We start from the raw sequence: 20,395 nt of genomic DNA on the forward strand, positions 1-20,395 counted from the left end.
AGTGGGTTGCACCAGAAGTAGCTAGTCTAACCTTCGGGAGGACGGTTACCACGGTGTGATTCATGACTGGGGTGAAGTCGTAACAAGGTAGCCGTAGGGGAACCTGCGGCTGGATCACCTCCTTAATCGACGACATCAGCCTGCTGATGAGCTCCCACACGAATTGCTTGATTCATTGTCGAAGACGATCAAGACCCTATATAGGTCTGTAGCTCAGTTGGTTAGAGCGCACCCCTGATAAGGGTGAGGTCGGCAGTTCAAATCTGCCCAGACCTACCAATATGCGGGGCCATAGCTCAGCTGGGAGAGCGCCTGCCTTGCACGCAGGAGGTCAGCGGTTCGATCCCGCTTGGCTCCACCACTTGCTGTACCTTGATCAAACTCAGAAATGAGCATTCGCGTCGAATGTTGATTTCTGGCTTTTGTCAGATCGTTCTTTAAAAATTCGGATATGTGATAGATATAGACTGAACACCAGTTTCACTGCTGGTGGATCAGGCTAAGGTAAAATTTGTGAGTTCTGCTCGAAAGAGCAACGTACGAATTTTCGGCGAATGTCGTCTTCACAGTATAACCAGATTGCTTGGGGTTATATGGTCAAGTGAAGAAGCGCATACGGTGGATGCCTTGGCAGTCAGAGGCGATGAAAGACGTGGTAGCCTGCGATAAGCTTTGGGGAGTCGGCAAACAGACTGTGATCCAGAGATCTCTGAATGGGGGAACCCAGCCAGCATAAGCTGGTTATCTTGTACTGAATACATAGGTGCAAGAGGCGAACCAGGGGAACTGAAACATCTAAGTACCCTGAGGAAAAGAAATCAACCGAGATTCCCTTAGTAGTGGCGAGCGAACGGGGACCAGCCCTTAAGTTGGTTTGAGATTAGTGGAACGCTCTGGAAAGTGCGGCCATAGTGGGTGATAGCCCCGTACACGAAAATCTCTTATCAATGAAATCGAGTAGGACGGAGCACGAGAAACTTTGTCTGAATATGGGGGGACCATCCTCCAAGGCTAAATACTACTGACTGACCGATAGTGAACCAGTACCGTGAGGGAAAGGCGAAAAGAACCCCGGAGAGGGGAGTGAAATAGAACCTGAAACCGTATGCGTACAAGCAGTGGGAGCCTACTTTGTTAGGTGACTGCGTACCTTTTGTATAATGGGTCAGCGACTTATATTCAGTGGCGAGCTTAACCGAATAGGGGAGGCGTAGCGAAAGCGAGTCTTAATAGGGCGTTTAGTCGCTGGGTATAGACCCGAAACCGGGCGATCTATCCATGGGCAGGTTGAAGGTTAGGTAACACTGACTGGAGGACCGAACCGACTACCGTTGAAAAGTTAGCGGATGACCTGTGGATCGGAGTGAAAGGCTAATCAAGCTCGGAGATAGCTGGTTCTCCTCGAAAGCTATTTAGGTAGCGCCTCATGTATCACTGTAGGGGGTAGAGCACTGTTTCGGCTAGGGGGTCATCCCGACTTACCAAACCGATGCAAACTCCGAATACCTACAAGTGCCGAGCATGGGAGACACACGGCGGGTGCTAACGTCCGTCGTGAAAAGGGAAACAACCCAGACCGTCAGCTAAGGTCCCAAAGTCATGGTTAAGTGGGAAACGATGTGGGAAGGCTTAGACAGCTAGGAGGTTGGCTTAGAAGCAGCCACCCTTTAAAGAAAGCGTAATAGCTCACTAGTCGAGTCGGCCTGCGCGGAAGATGTAACGGGGCTCAAACCATGCACCGAAGCTACGGGTATCATCGTATGATGATGCGGTAGAGGAGCGTTCTGTAAGCCTGTGAAGGTGAGTTGAGAAGCTTGCTGGAGGTATCAGAAGTGCGAATGCTGACATGAGTAACGACAATGCGAGTGAAAAACTCGCACGCCGAAAGACCAAGGTTTCCTGCGCAACGTTAATCGACGCAGGGTTAGTCGGTCCCTAAGGCGAGGCTGAAAAGCGTAGTCGATGGAAAACAGGTTAATATTCCTGTACTTCCAGTTATTGCGATGGAGGGACGGAGAAGGTTAGGCCAGCCTGGCGTTGGTTGTCCAGGTTTAAGGTGGTAGGCTGAAATCTTAGGCAAATCCGGGATTTCAAGGCCGAGAGCTGATGACGAGTTGCCTTTAGGCGACGAAGTGGTTGATACCATGCTTCCAAGAAAAGCTCCTAAGCTTCAGATAACTGGGAACCGTACCCCAAACCGACACAGGTGGTTAGGTAGAGAATACCAAGGCGCTTGAGAGAACTCGGGTGAAGGAACTAGGCAAAATGGCACCGTAACTTCGGGAGAAGGTGCGCCGGCGAGGGTTAAGGACTTGCTCCGTAAGCCCATGCCGGTCGAAGATACCAGGCCGCTGCGACTGTTTATTAAAAACACAGCACTCTGCAAACACGAAAGTGGACGTATAGGGTGTGACGCCTGCCCGGTGCCGGAAGGTTAATTGATGGGGTTAGCGCAAGCGAAGCTCTTGATCGAAGCCCCGGTAAACGGCGGCCGTAACTATAACGGTCCTAAGGTAGCGAAATTCCTTGTCGGGTAAGTTCCGACCTGCACGAATGGCGTAACGATGGCGGCGCTGTCTCCACCCGAGACTCAGTGAAATTGAAATCGCTGTGAAGATGCAGTGTATCCGCGGCTAGACGGAAAGACCCCGTGAACCTTTACTATAGCTTTGCACTGGACTTTGAATTTGCTTGTGTAGGATAGGTGGGAGGCTTTGAAGTGGGGACGCCAGTTCTCATGGAGCCATCCTTGAAATACCACCCTGGCAACTTTGAGGTTCTAACTCAGGTCCGTTATCCGGATCGAGGACAGTGTATGGTGGGTAGTTTGACTGGGGCGGTCTCCTCCCAAAGAGTAACGGAGGAGTACGAAGGTGCGCTCAGACCGGTCGGAAATCGGTCGTAGAGTATAAAGGCAAAAGCGCGCTTGACTGCGAGACAAACACGTCGAGCAGGTACGAAAGTAGGTCTTAGTGATCCGGTGGTTCTGTATGGAAGGGCCATCGCTCAACGGATAAAAGGTACTCCGGGGATAACAGGCTGATACCGCCCAAGAGTTCATATCGACGGCGGTGTTTGGCACCTCGATGTCGGCTCATCACATCCTGGGGCTGAAGCCGGTCCCAAGGGTATGGCTGTTCGCCATTTAAAGTGGTACGCGAGCTGGGTTTAGAACGTCGTGAGACAGTTCGGTCCCTATCTGCCGTGGACGTTTGAGATTTGAGAGGGGCTGCTCCTAGTACGAGAGGACCGGAGTGGACGAACCTCTGGTGTTCCGGTTGTCACGCCAGTGGCATTGCCGGGTAGCTATGTTCGGAAGAGATAACCGCTGAAAGCATCTAAGCGGGAAACTTGCCTCAAGATGAGATCTCACTGGGATCTTGAATCCCCTGAAGGGCCGTCGAAGACTACGACGTTGATAGGTTGGGTGTGTAAGCGCTGTGAGGCGTTGAGCTAACCAATACTAATTGCCCGTGAGGCTTGACCATATAACACCCAAGCAATTTGCTGACGCAGATTGCGGTGGTGAAGACGAAAGACCCGAAAATTCGTAAGACCACAAATATCGCATATCCGAATTCGCTGGGCTGTCCATCTGGACATTCTGGCAACAGAATTTCTTGACGACCATAGAGCATTGGAACCACCTGATCCCATCCCGAACTCAGTAGTGAAACGATGCATCGCCGATGGTAGTGTGGGGTTTCCCCATGTGAGAGTAGGTCATCGTCAAGATTCATTTCGCAAAACCCCTATCTGCGCACGCAGGTAGGGGTTTTGTCTTTGTGGGCAAAAAAACTGGACCTGCTCGAGAGCGGAGATGGCACCGGCTTCGCCGGTGTTCGCGGGTAAACCCGCTCCTACGGGGAAGGGGGCAACGCCAGGCAGGGGCGCATACCCTCCAGGCCAATGTCGCCTCCCACAATTCGAGCCAGAACACTAGAATAGCCACCACGCACCTATTCAGAAGCGCCATATGTCCAATTCTGTCGAACCTGAAACCCTGGACCAGCTGCCGTTGGACGAGCTTGTCGCCTGCCATGAATGTGACCTGCTGCTGCGCAAGCCCGTGCTGCAGCATGATGAGAAAGCCCAATGCCCGCGCTGCGGCTACGAGCTCTATGCCCACCGGCACGATGTGGTCAATCGCAGCCTGGCCTTGGTACTGGCGGCCCTTTTGCTGTTCGTGCCGGCCAATTTCCTGCCGATCATGCAGTTGCACCTGCTTGGTCAGACTTCGGACGATACGGTCTGGAGTGGCGTGCTAGGCCTGTACAACTCGGGAATGCGCGGTGTTGCCGTAGTGGTGTTGCTCTGTAGCATGGTCATTCCGCTGGCGAAGCTGCTCTGTCAGCTGGCCGTGCTGTTGAGCATCCGCTTGAACTTCGGGCGTGACTACGGCCTGGTCTTCTACCGCATCTATCACCATCTGCGTGACTGGGGCATGCTCGAGGTCTATTTCATGGGGGTGCTGGTGGCCATCGTCAAACTGGTGGACCTGGCCGAACTGACCGTGGGCCTTGGGCTGTTCTGTTTCATCAGTCTGTTATTGATCCAGGTGTGGCTCGAGGTGGTGATGTCGCCCCACCAGATCTGGAGTGCGCTATCGGGGGAGGACCTGCATGCGGGCGATTGACGCAGGCATTGTTGTCTGCAATGAGTGTCACGAGCTGAACAGGCAAGAGCCAGACAGCACTTCGCAAACCTGCACACGCTGCGGCGCTATCGTGCATGCACGCCGGCCGAACAGTATCGCGCGCACCTGGGCGTTGCTGATTGCGGCGTCGATCCTCTACATCCCAGCCAACATACTGCCGATCATGACCGTGAGTACCCTCGGTCAGGGCAGCCCGGACACCATCATGTCCGGTGTCATCACCCTGCTCAAGCATGGCATGGTGCCCATTGCGGCTGTGGTGTTCATTGCCAGTATCCTGGTCCCCACGTTCAAGCTGGTGGGCATCGGCTTGCTGTTGTACTCCGTCCAGCGGCGGCAACCGCTTTCGGCCCGGCAGCGGATATTGATGTACCGCTTCATCGAATTCATCGGGCGCTGGTCCATGCTGGATATCTTCGTCATTGCCATCCTGGTGGCAGTGGTGAATTTTGGCCGAATAGCCAGTGTCGAAGCCAACCTGGGCGCTGTCGCCTTCGCAACTGTGGTGATCCTGACAATGCTTGCCGCTTTAACTTTCGATCCCCGACTGATTTGGGATAACACGGAGTCGGATGACGACCATGAGTGACCTGCCAACGGCTAAAACCCGCCCCGCCTCGAACTGGTCGGCCATCTGGATCCTGCCCTTGATTGCGCTAATGATCGGTGGCTGGCTCGCGTGGCAGGCCTACCGCGACGCTGGCGTGGAAATTGAAGTCCGCTTCGAGTCGGGAGAGGGTATCGTCGCCAACAAGACCGAGGTCATCTACAAAGGCATGCCGGTTGGCAAGGTGAAAAGCCTGGTGCTCGACGCCAAGGGCGACACGCAGGGGGTGATCGCTACCATCGAGATGAACAAAGCCGCCGAGCCCCACCTGAATAAAGGTACGCGTTTCTGGTTGGTGAAGCCGAGCGTCAGCCTGGCCGGTATATCTGGCCTTGAAACACTGGTGTCGGGTAACTACATAGCCGTTAGCCCGGGAGAGGGGGAACGTACCAAACGCTTTGTGGCATTGAAGGTGGCGCCACCGCTCTCGGATTCTGAACCAGGCCTGCACCTGACCCTCAAGGCCGACAGGCTGGGCTCGCTCAACCGTGACAGCCCGGTGTTCTACAAGCAGATTCAGGTTGGCCGGGTGAAAAGCTACCGCCTGTCCGAGGACCAGAGCACCGTAGAGGTGAAAGTCTTCATCGAGCCGGCCTACGCCAGCCTGGTGCGCAAGCACACGCGTTTCTGGAACGCCAGCGGTGTCAGCATCGATGCTTCGCTTTCGGGTGTGAAGGTGCGCAGTGAGTCGTTGTCGAGCATTGTGGCGGGTGGTATCGCCTTCGCCACGCCGGAGTACCGCAAGGACAGCCCGCCCACCGATCCAAGCCTGCCGTTCCGCCTGTACGAGGACTTCGATGCAGCCCAGGCGGGTATCCGGGTAAAAGTGAAGCTGAGCGATTATGAGGGCCTGCAGGCGGGTCGCACGCCGGTCATGTACAAGGGCATCCAGGTGGGCTCGCTGAAAGCCCTGAAGATGGAAGACAACCTGGCCAGCGCTTCTGCCGAGCTGACACTCGACCCGCTGACCGAGGACTACCTGGTCGACGGAACACAGTTCTGGGTAGTCAAACCGTCGATTTCCCTGGCGGGAATCACGGGCCTGGAGGCGCTGGTCAAAGGTAACTACATCGCCATTCGTCCTGGTGAGAAGGGCGCACGGCCAGAGCGTGAGTTCGAGGCGCGTGCCAAGGCGCCGCCGCTCGACCTCAAAGCGCCGGGCCTGCACATGGTGTTGTTCGCCGACACCTTGGGTTCGCTGGAAATCGGCAGCCCGGTGATGTATCGCCAGGTGAAGGTGGGTAGCGTGCAGAGCTATCAGTTCGCCCGTAACAGCAACCGCATCCTGATCGGTGTGCATATCGAGAAGGAGTACGAGAAGCTGGTCAATGGTTCGTCGCGCTTCTGGAACGTCAGTGGGATCACCCTGACCGGCGGCCTGTCGGGCATCAAGATCAAGAGTGAGTCGCTGCAAACACTGATGGCCGGCGGTATTGCGTTCGATACGCCACGGCCCGATGTACCGCTGAAGCGACACATTCCACGCTTCCGCCTGCATGACAGCCAGGAGGCGGTAAACCGTGCGGGTACGTTGATCACCATCCGCGTGGAGCGTGCCGATGGCCTGAAACCGGGCACGGCCATCCGCTTCCGCGGCCTGGATGTGGGCAGCATCGAGAGCGTCGACCTCACCGATGACCTGCAGGCGGTGCTGCTACGGGCGCGCATTACCGAAGCGGCGGATCGTATTGCCCGTGCCGGTACGCAGTTCTGGGTGGTCAAGCCGGCCCTGGGCCTGGTGCGCACTGAAAACCTGGACACCTTGATAGGTGGGCAGTACCTGGAAGTGCAGCCAGCAGCCAAGAACCGTGGGCCACAGCGCGATTTCATCGCCTTGGCCGAAGCACCGCAGGTAGCAGGGCCAGAGGTCGGCCTGCCATTGACGCTCAGTGCGTCACGCCGCGGCTCGATCAAGCCGGGTGTGCCGGTTACCTATCGTGAGGTTACGGTGGGCAAGGTGACAGGCTTCGAGCTGGGCCAGAGCGCTGACCGCGTGCTGATTCATATCCTCATCGAGCCGCGCTATGCCGCCTTGGTGCGCAGCGGTAGCCGCTTCTGGAACAGCAGTGGTTTCGGTTTCGACTGGGGTCTGTTCAAGGGCGCTACAGTGCGTACCGAGTCGGTGGAAACCCTGATCGATGGTGGTATCGCCTTCGCAACGCCAGATGGCGAGCAGATGGGTAACCCGGCACGGCCGCAGCAGACCTTTGCCTTGTTCGAAAAGGCCGAGGATGAATGGCTGCAGTGGGCACCGAAGATTCAGATCGCCAAGTGATGTAAAAGTAGGGCCGCCAAGCGCGGCCCCGCTTTTTTGTGGGAGCGGCCTTGCGTCGCGAAAGGGGCGCGTAGCGGCCCCTCGGTCTCAGCGCAGAAGCTGAGATAGCCGGGGCTGCTCCACAGCCCTTTCGCGACACAAGGCCACTCCCACAGATCGAGTCCCACATGGGGCTGTGCCCGCAAGCATAAATCGCAGGCAACAAAAAACCGACCCTAGGGTCGGTTTTTCGACTAGCGCGTCGCTTAGGCAGCTGCAGCTTCTTTCAGCGCCTTGATGTGGCCATTCAGACGGCCTTTGTGACGAGCAGCCTTGTTCTTGTGGATGATACCCTTGTCGGCCATACGGTCGATTACAGGTACAGCCAGAACGTAAGCGGCTTGCGCTTTTTCGGCGTCTTTTGCGTCGATGGCTTTAACTACATTCTTGATGTAGGTGCGGACCATGGAACGCAGGCTGGCGTTGTGGCTGCGACGCTTCTCAGCCTGTTTTGCACGTTTCTTGGCGGAAGGTGTGTTGGCCACCGTCGAGCTCCTCGAAAGACTTTAGGTAAATAGCAAACAAAATAGGCCGCGAATCATGCCGATCAGTCGAGCGGATGTCAAGGCCACCTGCAAGGTTCCGCCGAGCGGTGCGCCAACAAGCGGGAAAGATTCCTTTCTGCTGCGCGACCTGTACACTCGGGAATTTTTGGCTCCCCTGCGAAGGCGCGGGAGTATCGCACATTCGGACGCTATCTGGCAGCGTCCTCTGTCATTGGCGTGAATCTTTTCGATGAACCTGCTCAAATCCCTGGCTGCAGTAAGCTCGATCACCATGATTTCGCGGGTGCTGGGCTTTGTTCGCGACACCATCCTGGCCCGCATCTTTGGTGCTGGTGTCGCTACCGATGCCTTCTTCATCGCGTTCAAACTGCCCAACCTGTTGCGGCGCATCTTCGCCGAAGGCGCATTCTCCCAGGCCTTCGTGCCGATTCTGGCCGAGTACAAGACCCAGCAGGGCGAGGAGGCGACGCGCACCTTCATTGCCTATGTCAGCGGCCTTCTGACCCTGGTGCTGGCCCTGGTGACCGCCATCGGCATCCTCGCTGCACCGTGGGTGGTGTGGGCGACGGCCCCGGGTTTTGTCGACAGCACCGAAAAATACGCGCTGACCACCGACCTGTTGCGGGTGACGTTTCCTTATATATTCCTGATCTCGCTGTCTTCCCTGGCCGGAGCGATCCTCAATACCTGGAACCGCTTTTCGGTGCCGGCCTTCACGCCTACCTTGCTGAACGTGGCGATGATCGCCTTCGCCGTGTTGCTGACGCCGTACTTCAACCCGCCAATCATGGCGTTGGCCTGGGGCGTGCTGGCGGGTGGCCTGGCGCAGTTGCTGTACCAGCTGCCAGCGCTGAAGAAGATCGGCATGCTCGTGCTACCGCGTCTGAACCTCAAGGACGCGGGTGTGTGGCGGGTACTGAAGCAGATGCTGCCGGCGATCCTGGGGGTGTCGGTGAGCCAGATCTCGCTGATCATCAACACCATCTTCGCCTCCTTCCTGGTGGCCGGCTCGGTGTCGTGGATGTACTACGCCGACCGCCTCATGGAGCTGCCTTCCGGTGTGTTGGGCGTTGCTCTGGGCACCATCCTGCTGCCGACCCTGGCCAAGACCTACGCCAACAAGGACCGCGAGGAGTACTCACGGATTCTCGACTGGGGCCTGCGCCTGTGCTTCCTGCTGGTGCTGCCCTGCACCCTGGCTTTGGCCATTCTTGCCGAGCCGCTGACCGTTGCGCTGTTTCAATATGGCAAGTTCAGCGCGTTTGATGCGGCCATGACCCAGCGGGCGTTGATCGCCTATTCCGTGGGCTTGCTGGCGATCATTCTGATCAAGGTACTGGCACCTGGCTTCTATGCGCAGCAGAATATTCGCACGCCGGTGAAGATCGCAGTCTTCACCTTGGTCTGCACCCAGCTGTTCAACCTTGCCCTGGTCGGCCCGCTTGCACATGCCGGCCTGGCATTGGCGATCAGCCTCGGTGCCTGCCTGAATGCCGGTTTGCTGTTCTGGAAGCTGCGCAGTCAGCAGCTGTTCGAGCCTCAGCCTGGCTGGGCAGTGTTCCTGCTCAAGCTTGTGTTGGCGGTGACGCTGATGTCGGCAGTACTGCTGGCGGGCATGCACTATATGCCGGCCTGGGAGCAGGGCATCATGCTTGAGCGCTTCCTGCGGCTTGGGGCGCTGATCCTGGCGGGCGTCGTGACGTATTTTGGCTGCCTGTACCTGTGTGGCTTCAGGCCCCGGCATTTCGCTCGCAAGGCCTTGCACTGAGGCTTTTGGCGGGTCAGGCGTCGGTTTTTCGCATTCCACGCCGCCCTTGGGCGCTGCTGCCTGTCACCAGCGCCCGGGTGTGGTTATAATCGGCCACTTTATGAGCAAGAAGCGCGTTATGCAGCTGGTTCGAGGTCTTCACAACCTGCGCCCCGAGCACCGGGGCTGTGTCGCCACCATTGGCAACTTCGACGGGGTTCACCGCGGCCACCAGGCAATCCTGGCGCGCCTGCGCGAGCGCGGTCAGGCCTTGGGCCTGCCGACCTGCGTGGTGATCTTCGAACCGCAACCACGCGAGTACTTCGCACCCGATACCGCGCCAGCGCGCCTGGCCCGGCTGCGCGACAAGATAGAGCTGCTGGCGACCGAAGGTATCGACCGGGTGCTGTGCCTGGCGTTCAACCAGCGTCTGAGCAAGCTCAGTGCCGATGCCTTCGTCAAGGCCATCCTGGTCGACGGCCTGGGCGTGCGTCATCTCGAAGTGGGCGATGACTTCCGCTTCGGCTGCGACCGCGCTGGCGACTTCGCTTTCCTGGTCGAGGCCGGCAACGCGTATGGCTTTACCGTCGAGGCCGCCAACACGGTCATCCAGGATGGCCTGCGGGTCAGCAGCACCGAAGTGCGCAAGGCCTTGTCCGAGGGCAACTTCGAGCTGGCCGAACACCTGCTGGGCCGCCCGTACCGCATTACAGGCCGCGTGCTGCACGGCCAGAAGCTGGCCCGCCAGCTCGGCACACCAACCGCCAACATCCAGCTCAAGCGCCGTCGCGTGCCGCTGTCCGGGGTATACCTGGCCAGCATCGTGATCGACGGCAAAGCTTGGCCGGGTGTCGGCAATATCGGCGTGCGCCCCACCGTTGCCGGTGATGGGCGCCCGCACCTGGAGATTCATCTTCTGGACTTTGCCGGCGATCTTTACGGCCGGCGCCTGACGGTGGAGTTCCACCACAAGCTGCGTGAAGAGCAGCGATTCGCCTCCCTGGAGGCGCTGAAGTCGGCGATCGATGCGGATATCGCCGCCGCACGTGCACATTGGCACGCTCAACCGCTAACGAAGAGCCTGAAATGACCGACTACAAAGCCACGCTTAACCTTCCGGACACCGCCTTCCCCATGAAGGCCGGCCTGCCTCAGCGCGAACCGCAGATCCTGCAGCGCTGGGACAGCATTGGCCTGTACCAGAAGCTGCGCGAAATTGGCAAGGATCGTCCCAAGTTCGTCCTGCACGACGGCCCGCCCTATGCCAACGGCAAGATTCACATCGGTCATGCGCTGAACAAGATCCTCAAGGACATGATCGTCCGCTCCAAGACCCTGGCCGGCTTCGATGCGCCGTACGTGCCAGGCTGGGACTGCCACGGCCTGCCGATCGAGCACAAGGTCGAGGTTACCCACGGCAAGCACCTTTCTGCCGACCGTACCCGCGAGCTCTGCCGCGAGTACGCCGCCGAGCAGATCGAAGGGCAGAAGACCGAGTTCATCCGCCTGGGCGTGCTGGGTGACTGGGACAACCCATACAAGACCATGAACTTTGCCAACGAGGCCGGTGAAATCCGCGCCCTGGCCGAGATGGTCAAGCAAGGCTTCGTGTTCAAGGGCCTGAAGCCGGTGAACTGGTGCTTTGATTGCGGTTCGGCGCTGGCTGAAGCGGAAGTCGAGTACGCCGACAAGAAGTCGCAGACCATCGACGTGGCCTTCCCGGTTGCCGATGAGGCCAAGCTGGCCGCCGCCTTCGGCCTGGCCTCGCTGACCAAGCCGGCCGCCATCGTGATCTGGACCACCACCCCGTGGACCATCCCGGCCAACCAGGCCCTGAACATCCACCCGGAATTCAAGTACGCCCTGGTCGACACCGGCGAGCGCCTGCTGGTGCTGGCTGAAGAGCTGGTCGAGTCGTGCCTGAAGCGCTACAACCTGGAAGGTTCGGTTCTTGCCACCGCCCAAGGTTCGGCGCTGGAGCTGGTCAACTTCCGTCACCCGTTCTACGACCGCCTGTCGCCAGTGTACCTGGCTGACTACGTCGAGCTGGGCGCCGGTACCGGTGTGGTGCACTCCGCGCCAGCCTACGGTGAAGACGACTTCGTCACCTGCAAGCGCTACGGCATGGTCAACGACGACATCCTTACCCCGGTGCAGAGCAACGGCGTGTATGTCGAGTCGCTGCCATTCTTCGGCGGCCAGTTCATCTGGAAGGCCAACCCGGCCATCGTCGAGAAGCTGAGCGAAGTCGGTGCGCTGATGCACACCGAAACCATCAGCCACAGCTATATGCACTGCTGGCGCCACAAGACTCCGCTGATCTACCGCGCCACCGCGCAGTGGTTCGTGGGCATGGACAAGCAGCCGAGCACTGGCGAGCCGCTGCGTGAGCGTGCGCTGAAAGCCATCGAAGACACCAAGTTCGTCCCGGCCTGGGGCCAGGCGCGCCTGCACGCGATGATCGCCAACCGCCCGGACTGGTGCATCTCGCGTCAACGCAACTGGGGCGTACCGATCCCGTTCTTCCTGCACAAGCAGACCGGCGAGCTGCATCCGCGCACTGTCGAGCTGATGGAAGAGGTGGCCAAGCGCGTCGAACAGCAAGGCATCGAAGCCTGGTTCAAGCTGGACGCCGCCGAACTGCTGGGCGCTGAAGCCGACCAGTACGACAAGATCGCCGACACCCTCGACGTGTGGTTCGACTCCGGTACCACCCACTGGCACGTACTGCGTGGCTCGCACGACATCGGCCACGCTACCGGCCCGCGCGCTGACCTGTACCTGGAAGGTTCCGACCAACACCGCGGCTGGTTCCACTCGTCCTTGCTGACCGGTTGCGCCATCGACAACCACGCGCCGTACCGCGAGCTGCTGACCCACGGCTTCACCGTGGACGAGAACGGCCGCAAGATGTCCAAGTCGCTGGGTAACACCATCGAGCCGGAGAAGGTCAACAACACCCTGGGTGCCGATATCCTGCGCCTGTGGGTTTCGGCCACCGACTATTCCGGTGAAATGGCGGTTTCCGAGCAGATCCTGCAGCGCAGCGCCGATGCTTACCGGCGTATCCGTAATACCGCGCGTTTCCTGCTTTCCAACCTGTCCGGCTTCGACCCGGCCCGCGACCTGCTGGCCTCGGAAGACATGCTGGCGCTGGACCGCTGGGCCGTGGACCGTACCCTGCTGCTGCAACGCGAGTTGGAAGAGCACTACAGCGAGTACCGTTTCTGGAACGTCTACTCCAAAGTGCACAACTTCTGCGTACAGGAACTGGGCGGCTTCTACCTCGACATCATCAAGGACCGCCAGTACACCACCGGCGCCAACAGTGTCGCCCGCCGTTCCTGCCAGACCGCGCTGTTCCACATCAGCGAAGCGTTGGTGCGCTGGATCGCGCCGATCCTGGCATTCACCGCCGACGAAATCTGGCAGTACCTGCCGGGCGAGCGCAACGAGTCGGTCATGCTCAACGGCTGGTACGAAGGCCTGAGCGAGCTGCCGGAAGGCACCGAGCTTGGCCGTGCTTACTGGGACCGCGTGATGGCGGTGAAGGCATCGGTGAACAAAGAGCTGGAGAACCAGCGTACCGCCAAGGTCATTGGCGGCAACCTGCAGGCTGAAGTGACCCTGTACGCCGACGAAGGCCTGAGTGCCGACCTGGGCAAGCTGGGCGACGAGCTGCGCTTCGTGCTGATCACCTCGGCCGCTAGCGTGGTGCCGTTCGCACAGGCGCCGGCCGAAGCCGTAGCCACCGAAGTCGAAGGCCTCAAGCTGAAAGTGGTCAAGTCCGGCCACGCCAAGTGCGGCCGTTGCTGGCACTTCCGCGCCGATGTCGGCAGCCACCCGGAGCACCCGGAAATCTGCAGCCGTTGTGTCGACAACCTGAGCGGCCAGGGTGAGGTGCGCCACTATGCCTAACCCTGCAGCGGGGCGCTTCGGGCGCCTTGCATGGCTTTGGCTGAGCTTGCTGGTCCTGGTCATCGACCAGGCCACCAAGCTGTACTTCAACAACGCCCTGACCATGTACCAGCAGATCGTGGTCATTCCTGACTACTTCAGCTGGACCCTGGCTTACAACACCGGTGCCGCGTTCAGCTTCCTGGCTGATGGTGCAGGTTGGCAGCGCTGGTTGTTCGCCCTGATCGCCGTGGTGGTCAGCGCGGTGCTGGTGGTGTGGCTCAAACGCCTGGGGCGCAACGAGACCTGGCTGGCCGTGGCGCTGGCGCTGGTGCTGGGTGGGGCGATTGGCAACCTGTACGACCGCATCGTGCTGGGCCATGTGGTCGACTTCATCCTGGTGCACTGGCAGAACCGTCATTACTTCCCGGCCTTCAACGTGGCCGACAGCGCCATCACCGTTGGTGCGGTGATGCTGGCGCTGGATATGTTCAAGAGCAAGAAGTCCGAGGATCCGGTCCATGACTGACACCCGTATCGGCCAGAACACCGAAGTCACCCTGCACTTCGCGCTGCACCTGGAAAACGGCGACACCGTCGACAGCACGTTCGATAAAGCCCCGGCCACCTTCAAAGTGGGTGATGGCAACCTGCTGCCGGGTTTTGAAAACGCCCTGTTCGGTTTCAAGGCCGGTGACAAGCGCACCGTGGTGGTTGCCCCGGAGAACGCCTTCGGCCAGCCTAACCCGCAGAACGTACAGGTTATGCCGAGGTCCAACTTCGAAGGCATGGACTTGTCCGAAGGGTTGCTGATCATCTTCAACGACGCCGCCAACACCGAGCTGCCGGGTGTGGTCAAAGCGTTCGATGACGATCAGGTCACCATCGACTTCAATCACCCACTGGCTGGCAAGACCCTGACCTTCGAGGTGGAGATCCTCGAGGTGAAGGCCCTGTAAGCCTGGAGCCGAGCATGCAAATCAAACTCGCCAACCCGCGCGGCTTCTGCGCCGGGGTCGACCGGGCGATCGAGATCGTCAACCGCGCGCTGGAAGTCTTCGGCCCGCCGATCTATGTGCGTCACGAAGTGGTGCACAACAAGTTCGTGGTGGAAGACTTGCGTAACCGCGGCGCCATCTTTGTCGAAGAACTGGACCAGGTGCCGGACGATGTCATCGTCATCTTCAGTGCCCACGGTGTTTCCCAGGCTGTGCGCCAGGAAGCTGCTGGCCGTGGCCTGAAAGTGTTCGATGCCACCTGCCCGCTGGTGACCAAGGTTCACATCGAAGTGGCCAAGTACAGCCGCGATGGCCGTGAGTGCATTCTCATCGGCCACGAAGGGCACCCGGAAGTCGAAGGCACCATGGGCCAGTACGATGCCAGCAACGGCGGCGCCATCTACCTTGTCGAAGACGAGGAAGATGTTGCCAACCTGCAGGTGCGCGACCCCAACCACCTGGCTTTCGTCACCCAGACAACACTGTCGATGGACGACACCAGCCGCGTCATCGATGCGCTGCGTGCGCGCTTCCCGAACATCGGTGGCCCGCGCAAGGACGACATCTGCTACGCCACCCAGAACCGCCAGGACGCCGTCAAGCAACTGGCCGGCGAGAGCGACGTGGTGCTGGTGGTGGGCAGCCCGAACAGTTCCAACTCCAACCGTTTGCGCGAGCTGGCTGAGCGCATGGGCACCCCGGCCTACCTGATCGACGGTGCCGAGGACATGCAACGCGGCTGGTTTGATCAGACCGCGCGGATCGGCATCACCGCCGGTGCTTCGGCACCCGAAGTGCTGGTGCGTGGTGTGATCGAACAGCTCAAGGCCTGGGGCGCTACCGGCGCAGAAGAGCTGGATGGGCGCGAAGAGAACATCACCTTTTCAATGCCCAAAGAGCTGCGGGTTCGCTCGCTGATCTAACGGGCTGCACCGCTGCCAATGCTGGGGCTGCTTTGCAGCCCTTGCGCGACTCAAGACTGTTCCTGCAATGACCGCGCTAGCAGCGGTCATTGCTCCGGTCCTCCGTAAGCAACCTGACTCTGCCGCTTGATGCCAGCGCCACTTGATATCGGCTGCGAGCAGCGGCGCGTTCGCACATTTCCAGTGTTGCGCCCAACCAGCTGTTGCCCGACGTCATTGGCACGCCCAGCGCACTGAATTTGAACTGCTCGCCGCGATTGCTGGTTATTTTCAGCGGCTTTGAAAGGCGCTGTTCGCGTAGCACCTGCCGGTTATGCTCCAGCACTACCCGCCAACCATTCCCCCAATTACCGTCCAGCGCCAGCACCAGCACCGGCTGGCTTTGCAGCATGGCATGGCTGCGTGCACTGCGCAGCGCCTGCGCCAGATCACGGGCAGCCGCCGCCCGGTGCAGGTCATCGCTCATTCGGGCGTAGGCCGGCATGCCCAGTTGGGTCAGCAAGACCGCCACGGCCAAGGCCGACAACATTTGTATCAGTGTTACGCCGCGTTGCTTCGAAATTTCTGGAGCCCTACTAACTGTTAGTTGATTTTTTTATTATAAAAATCAGTTAGTTAAACAAACTAATTGATTTGAAATTTTTTGGTGTCTGGGGGCGGTATGGAAGCGTTACCTTTTCCGACTGCAGTTCCATTGAAATTCACGGGCAAATCTGGGCGCTGTAGCAGCGTCAACGCTCGCTTCCCAAGCGCTGATAGCGCCTCTCAAATGCCTCTGCGCCCCCTTCCATCACCTGGCATACCTCTTGGCGCATTACCTGGTCTTGTAGAGAGCCGGTCTGCTTCACATGGCATTGGTGGTTGAAGTCCAGTACATGGATCAACTCGGCATCGCCGTTTACAACGATGTTCGGGTTATGGGTCACGATGATCAGTTGGCGACGCAGCTTGTTAGATCGAATCTGCTGAACAACCAGTCCATAGATAAGGTGGTTGTCCAGATCGTCCTCCGGTTGATCAAGCACCAGGGGCTCGGTGCCATGTGCTAGCAGAAAGGCCAGCATGGCTGCCGCACGTTGCCCAGCAGAGGCCTGCCCGATGGACTGAAAGTCTCGACCGTCACCCTTGCGACTGTACTCTACCTGTAGGCCGTCTTCTGGGAACCAACACAGGATGTGGTCAAGAAACTCTGGGCGCTTGTCTGTCTCGGCTTTCAAAAATTTATTTAACCATCCACCGAATTCGGCTTTGCCACGGCATGCCTGAGACAGACGCTTCTTCTGAGCCATCAATGACTGCTCAAAGTTAGGTGTGTCCCATTCTCCTGGCTTTTCGACAAGATCGGCTGCGGCCATCAGGTCTGCTATCAACCCCTTCGGACTGGAGCCGTCCTGCTCTTGGTACAGGTCGTCAGCATACTTACCGTCTGCTGCACCAAGCACCTCCCGTAGTGATCGCTCAATGCTCCGTACATCTCGGCTGTATGGGATCAATTCGATACGTACAAAGGGGTTGTCGCGCAGCGTGTCTTGCAGGAACGTATTGCGCTGAGCACTGATGGTGCGGCGCGCAGACTGCACTCGTTCCAGCTGCTGCATCGCTTTTTCGCGCAGGTCAACATGTTGCTTCTGTAAAGCCTCCAAGCGCTTCAGTTCGGTTTCCAGCCTCTGCTTTTCCTGCACTAGACGTCCGTACTCGCTAGGGTCACTGACACCCTGCTGTTGCAGATCTGCCTTGAGCTGTTCGTAGGCAGTCTTAGCTGAGCCGATTCGAGCGAACCAAGCCGATGCCTCCAGTTCTCCTCTGAGGGCTTGCCCTCGCGCTTGCAGTGCTGAAGCAGTGTTCTCGACCTCTTGCCTTGCTTTGTCGATAGTCGCTTTCAGTGCTTGAACGAGCGCTAGTGCCGTGCTGTCATCATGGGCATCAAATACCCCCTCTTGCAGGTCTTCCGACTGCAAATTAGCAGCGAAACTCTGCAATTTGGCAGCCAGTTCGGTGGATGCTTCAAGCTGACGCTCAAGCTCACGGCTTTGTTGAGTGGTGCGCTGGTAGTTTTTCAGTATCACCGTATGGTCTGCACCCTCGAAACGAGCGAGCTTGCGCTGTATATCCTGCAGGGATAGCGTTAGCGACTCGCGGCCTTGAAGCTTACCCTCCAGCTCGCGCATCTGAGCCCGGGATGCCAGAAAAGCACTTTTGGCCTCTTCGAACGCCGCTTCTTGCGTCCGAGTGTCAGCGGCATCGTCGATTACCTTCAACAAGGCCTGCTGACTGTCGCTAGCCAAGGCTGCAATCTGCCCCTGACTGAAAAGCCTTACTGGGAAGCGTTGCTCATTGATTCCCTGGCTTTCTGAAGGCTTGAAGTCCGAGGTGGAGGTATCCCATTCTTCCACCACATTTCCTTGGCCGTCCTGTCGCCAAGTCAGGCGATAGGTCGAACCATCACGATGTACCCGAACATCTACGCCTGTGTCTGTGCGTAGGCCGCCATCATCACTTCTGGTCTTGGCGATCGTGCTGAACTTGTGGAAGGTCTGTCCGGCCTCCGATGTTCGCGACAATTCGTTTTCCCGCCGATAGGCCAGGCGCAAGGCATGCACGATGGTCGATTTTCCGGTGCCGCGACCACCGATCAGTGCGTTGAAATAGGGGTTCAATGGTAGGCTGGCGGCTGCTTTACCGCGCCCCATATAGCGTGCGTTGTGGATTTCAACCGACTCAATGAAATGTTCGGGCGTATTGAAAGGTGCAAAGCCATTGCTTTGGTCACTACGGCGAACTGAAACTTCCTGCCCATCCAACAGCGCCAAACGCAGCCCCTCCAGACTGGGCTTTGCCATCTTGATCCAGGTATAACGTGAGCCAGGAATGGCCGAGCCCTGGAAACTGTGGCAATCGCTACCCACCACACTGGCAAAGCGCAGCTTTATCTCCTCCAGCACTACAGGAGTAGGACTGCTGCATGCGGTCCATTCCAAGGCCAGGATGCCCGGCTCTTGTAGAACCTGTTTGACGGTGGTTGCATCAAGTAGGCATTTGCGCGTGTTCAGCTCGACTTGCAGCAGGCCTTTGTCTCCCTCCACATGCGCCGGAATGGCGATACCGCCCTCAGCAATAACACGCGCGACTACCTTGGCTGCACCTTCGCGGGTGACGCCATCACTGTCGCCTCGCGTACCGGAGTAGTCCACTTTGGCCAGCAAATCACTAATGGTTTGGCTGGAGGCAGATGGGTCGAATAGGGCCAGCAAATGGAAGCCACCCTGAACGGATATCTCCACACCAGGAAACAGATATAGTTCGCGAAACCCTTCCGGCGGGTTGCCCGTATTGGCTAAGCGCTTCATTTCGGCGTAAGCGACCTTGAGTCGGTCCACCCATTCACCGCTGTTGTGGTCAGTGACTGCTACGCAGTCGATTTCGGCGGCCATGTACTTGAGCAGCCATTTCTGTGGTGTTAGTTCATCAGGCGTGCCGATAGCTGCTTGCCAAGCACTCGTATCCTTCGATGCAGGGGTGTGCGTGTGAAAATCGAACTTCCACCAGCGTGCGCCGGGGTAAGGCCAAGCTTGGCTCATCCTTTTCTCCATTTTTTGATCATTTTCTGTCCGGCTTGATACCCACTGCATTCACGTCCATATATCGGTCTTTGAATGGATTCAGCATTCGTAGTTCACGATATATTCGCGGTGAGATGGTTGACGTCTCAATGATATTTGCTCAGGGCAAGGAGCTAACTGAGGTAGTCCACCTCCTTTCTGACTTGAGCTAATCGTTGCCATAGTCAGGTTCGTACTCAATTTCTCGTTCGTCTTGGTCGGTGTACTCCTCCTCAAACTCTGCTGCCTCCATTTCCTCAGCGCCATCAAGGCGCAGATCACAGGATGGACAGTAGAACTCCACGGGAGTGAAGATCCTTTCTACTGTTTCGTAGCCGCTTTCGAAGTCTTGATCGATTACCTCTTCATGCACACGGTCTCCGCCCATGAACCCTTTGCACTCACATGCTGGGCATGGGGCTTCCCAGTAGTTATCCAAAAGGTACCGGAAGGTTTTGTAGTATGAATACCACTGGAGCGTCTGCGAGTGCTGTCGAAGCGCCTCAAGTTCTTTTTTACCGAGCTTCTTACCATCAGGGCTTAAAAAAATGGTACGAGCATTGACTATGCGTTGTTTCGCAGCTTCTACCTTGATTGTGCGGAAATCCTGAGCCAGAGTGGCAGGGATCGCTGAGTCGCTCCCCACCCAATCTTCTAGCTCCAAGGTCATCGAGGCCAGGATGAGCTGGGCTGTAGACCAGAACTGCCCCTCCCAATCCTTATCGGCCATACCAGTAAAAGCCGCTTGACCCGAATGGAGTTCGGCATTTCTGCGGGATGAAATTATCTTGCATGCCTCCGCATGCGGTGTGCCGAACTTATCTACCGTGTGTTTTAAGCGAGCGAATACCACATGAGCACTGATTGTCTTGACCTTGGTATCAGTCTCGATACCGCACGCTTCGAGAAGGCTGTTGGTATTTTCCGTTTCAACTACCAAGCAAGGGTGGATGCCAGATAACTGAGCCTTGCCAAGAAGCTCTAGTGCCAACGCAGCCCAGATTTGATAGACCTCGGAATCCTTTGACGCTTTAGCTTGCAAGGCTCGTGAGGCATACAGCCGGGATTTTCCAAGCAGCGCCTCTGCTGAAATAGCCGGGGGGATTTCTTTGTGTGGTTTTTTCGTGCTGCCTTTTGCATTGTGCAT

Annotated in this window: 13 protein-coding genes, 2 tRNA genes and 3 rRNA genes (1 of these 18 only partly in view); 14 read left to right on the plus strand and 4 right to left on the minus strand. The window is 58.1% G+C overall.

Annotation, left to right across the window (positions count from 1 at the left end; all coding sequences use genetic code 11):
* From LMH93_RS03265 to LMH93_RS03300, 8 genes are all read left to right on the plus strand, one after another.
* Positions 1-125 (plus strand): 16S ribosomal RNA (locus LMH93_RS03265); it begins 1,412 nt to the left of the window's first position.
* Positions 126-202: 77 nt separating this feature from the next.
* Positions 203-279 (plus strand) — tRNA-Ile (locus LMH93_RS03270).
* A 6-nt stretch (positions 280-285) separates the two neighbouring features.
* Positions 286-361, plus strand: a tRNA-Ala gene (locus LMH93_RS03275).
* A 234-nt stretch (positions 362-595) separates the two neighbouring features.
* Positions 596-3,488 (plus strand): 23S ribosomal RNA (locus LMH93_RS03280).
* Between the two features lie 131 nt (positions 3,489-3,619).
* Positions 3,620-3,735, plus strand: a 5S ribosomal RNA gene (gene rrf, locus LMH93_RS03285).
* Together the 16S, 23S and 5S rRNA genes with 2 tRNA genes alongside form the textbook arrangement of a ribosomal RNA operon.
* Before the next feature lie 241 nt (positions 3,736-3,976).
* On the plus strand, positions 3,977-4,636 hold the full coding sequence (locus tag LMH93_RS03290) for a paraquat-inducible protein A (protein WP_185279749.1): 660 nt from the start codon (positions 3,977-3,979) through the stop codon (positions 4,634-4,636).
* Entirely contained in the window at positions 4,623-5,246 is a 624-nt protein-coding gene (locus LMH93_RS03295) for a paraquat-inducible protein A (protein ID WP_003247629.1), read from the plus strand. The genes LMH93_RS03290 and LMH93_RS03295 overlap by 14 nt, the downstream gene beginning before the upstream one ends.
* Positions 5,239-7,539, plus strand: a complete 2,301-nt coding sequence (locus LMH93_RS03300; protein WP_230064829.1) for a PqiB family protein — start codon at positions 5,239-5,241, stop codon at positions 7,537-7,539. Before LMH93_RS03295 ends, LMH93_RS03300 begins: the two co-directional genes overlap by 8 nt.
* A 245-nt stretch (positions 7,540-7,784) precedes the next feature.
* Here the strand turns inward: LMH93_RS03300 and rpsT are convergent, their stop codons facing one another.
* The gene (rpsT, locus tag LMH93_RS03305) at positions 7,785-8,063 is read right to left on the minus strand and encodes a 30S ribosomal protein S20 (RefSeq protein ID WP_003247625.1); all 279 of its coding nucleotides are present in this window, start codon (positions 8,061-8,063) and stop codon (positions 7,785-7,787) included.
* A 250-nt stretch (positions 8,064-8,313) separates the two neighbouring features.
* Between rpsT and murJ the strand changes: the two genes are divergently transcribed.
* The 6 genes from murJ to ispH all read left to right on the plus strand — a co-directional run bounded on the left by murJ (position 8,314) and on the right by ispH (position 15,649).
* Complete coding sequence (gene murJ / locus LMH93_RS03310) at positions 8,314-9,852, plus strand: murein biosynthesis integral membrane protein MurJ (protein ID WP_004577288.1); 1,539 nt, start codon at positions 8,314-8,316, stop codon at positions 9,850-9,852.
* Positions 9,853-9,970: 118 nt separating this feature from the next.
* Complete coding sequence (gene ribF, locus LMH93_RS03315; protein ID WP_003247613.1) at positions 9,971-10,921, plus strand: bifunctional riboflavin kinase/FAD synthetase; 951 nt, start codon at positions 9,971-9,973, stop codon at positions 10,919-10,921.
* Positions 10,918-13,749, plus strand: a complete 2,832-nt coding sequence (ileS, locus tag LMH93_RS03320) for an isoleucine--tRNA ligase (protein WP_003247611.1) — start codon at positions 10,918-10,920, stop codon at positions 13,747-13,749. The genes ribF and ileS overlap by 4 nt, the downstream gene beginning before the upstream one ends.
* Positions 13,742-14,257: a signal peptidase II gene (gene lspA / locus LMH93_RS03325; RefSeq protein ID WP_003247609.1), complete on the plus strand. Its 516-nt coding sequence runs from the start codon at positions 13,742-13,744 to the stop codon at positions 14,255-14,257. The genes ileS and lspA overlap by 8 nt, the downstream gene beginning before the upstream one ends.
* Positions 14,250-14,687 carry an FKBP-type peptidyl-prolyl cis-trans isomerase gene (gene fkpB, locus LMH93_RS03330; RefSeq protein WP_230064830.1) on the plus strand — a complete coding sequence of 146 codons (438 nt, stop codon included), beginning with the start codon at positions 14,250-14,252 and terminating at the stop codon, positions 14,685-14,687. Before lspA ends, fkpB begins: the two co-directional genes overlap by 8 nt.
* A gap of 14 nt (positions 14,688-14,701) precedes the next feature.
* Positions 14,702-15,649, plus strand: a complete 948-nt coding sequence (gene ispH / locus LMH93_RS03335) for a 4-hydroxy-3-methylbut-2-enyl diphosphate reductase (protein WP_004577287.1) — start codon at positions 14,702-14,704, stop codon at positions 15,647-15,649.
* Positions 15,650-15,725: 76 nt separating this feature from the next.
* Here the strand turns inward: ispH and LMH93_RS03340 are convergent, their stop codons facing one another.
* The 3 genes from LMH93_RS03340 to LMH93_RS03350 all read right to left on the minus strand — a co-directional run bounded on the left by LMH93_RS03340 (position 15,726) and on the right by LMH93_RS03350 (position 20,395).
* Positions 15,726-16,178: a GspH/FimT family protein gene (locus LMH93_RS03340; RefSeq protein ID WP_202607687.1), complete on the minus strand. Its 453-nt coding sequence runs from the start codon at positions 16,176-16,178 to the stop codon at positions 15,726-15,728.
* Between the two features lie 202 nt (positions 16,179-16,380).
* Positions 16,381-19,227 (minus strand): TrlF family AAA-like ATPase, encoded by a 2,847-nt coding sequence (locus tag LMH93_RS03345; RefSeq protein WP_230064831.1) that lies wholly within the window; start codon positions 19,225-19,227, stop codon positions 16,381-16,383.
* 190 nt (positions 19,228-19,417) lie between these two features.
* A complete protein-coding gene (locus LMH93_RS03350) occupies positions 19,418-20,395 on the minus strand; it encodes a hypothetical protein (protein ID WP_065760601.1) in 978 nt (325 codons plus the stop codon).

It is taken from the genome of Pseudomonas sp. CIP-10 (assembly GCF_020911845.1).
GTDB classification, from domain to species: Bacteria; Pseudomonadota; Gammaproteobacteria; order Pseudomonadales; family Pseudomonadaceae; genus Aquipseudomonas; species Aquipseudomonas alloputida.

What these genes read in the sequence shown, in the direction of transcription:
- LMH93_RS03345 (WP_230064831.1), bottom strand. Translation starts at nt 19,227, where the DNA reads ATGAGCCAAGCTTGGCCTTACCCCGGCGCACGCTGGTGGAAGTTCGAT.
- LMH93_RS03290 (WP_185279749.1), top strand. Translation starts at nt 3,977, where the DNA reads ATGTCCAATTCTGTCGAACCTGAAACCCTGGACCAGCTGCCGTTGGAC.
- lspA (WP_003247609.1), top strand. Translation starts at nt 13,742, where the DNA reads ATGCCTAACCCTGCAGCGGGGCGCTTCGGGCGCCTTGCATGGCTTTGG.
- murJ (WP_004577288.1), top strand. Translation starts at nt 8,314, where the DNA reads ATGAACCTGCTCAAATCCCTGGCTGCAGTAAGCTCGATCACCATGATT.
- ispH (WP_004577287.1), top strand. Translation starts at nt 14,702, where the DNA reads ATGCAAATCAAACTCGCCAACCCGCGCGGCTTCTGCGCCGGGGTCGAC.
- LMH93_RS03350 (WP_065760601.1), bottom strand. Translation starts at nt 20,395, where the DNA reads ATGCACAATGCAAAAGGCAGCACGAAAAAACCACACAAAGAAATCCCC.
- ribF (WP_003247613.1), top strand. Translation starts at nt 9,971, where the DNA reads ATGCAGCTGGTTCGAGGTCTTCACAACCTGCGCCCCGAGCACCGGGGC.
- LMH93_RS03340 (WP_202607687.1), bottom strand. Translation starts at nt 16,178, where the DNA reads ATGTTGTCGGCCTTGGCCGTGGCGGTCTTGCTGACCCAACTGGGCATG.
- ileS (WP_003247611.1), top strand. Translation starts at nt 10,918, where the DNA reads ATGACCGACTACAAAGCCACGCTTAACCTTCCGGACACCGCCTTCCCC.
- fkpB (WP_230064830.1), top strand. Translation starts at nt 14,250, where the DNA reads ATGACTGACACCCGTATCGGCCAGAACACCGAAGTCACCCTGCACTTC.
- LMH93_RS03300 (WP_230064829.1), top strand. Translation starts at nt 5,239, where the DNA reads ATGAGTGACCTGCCAACGGCTAAAACCCGCCCCGCCTCGAACTGGTCG.
- LMH93_RS03295 (WP_003247629.1), top strand. Translation starts at nt 4,623, where the DNA reads ATGCGGGCGATTGACGCAGGCATTGTTGTCTGCAATGAGTGTCACGAG.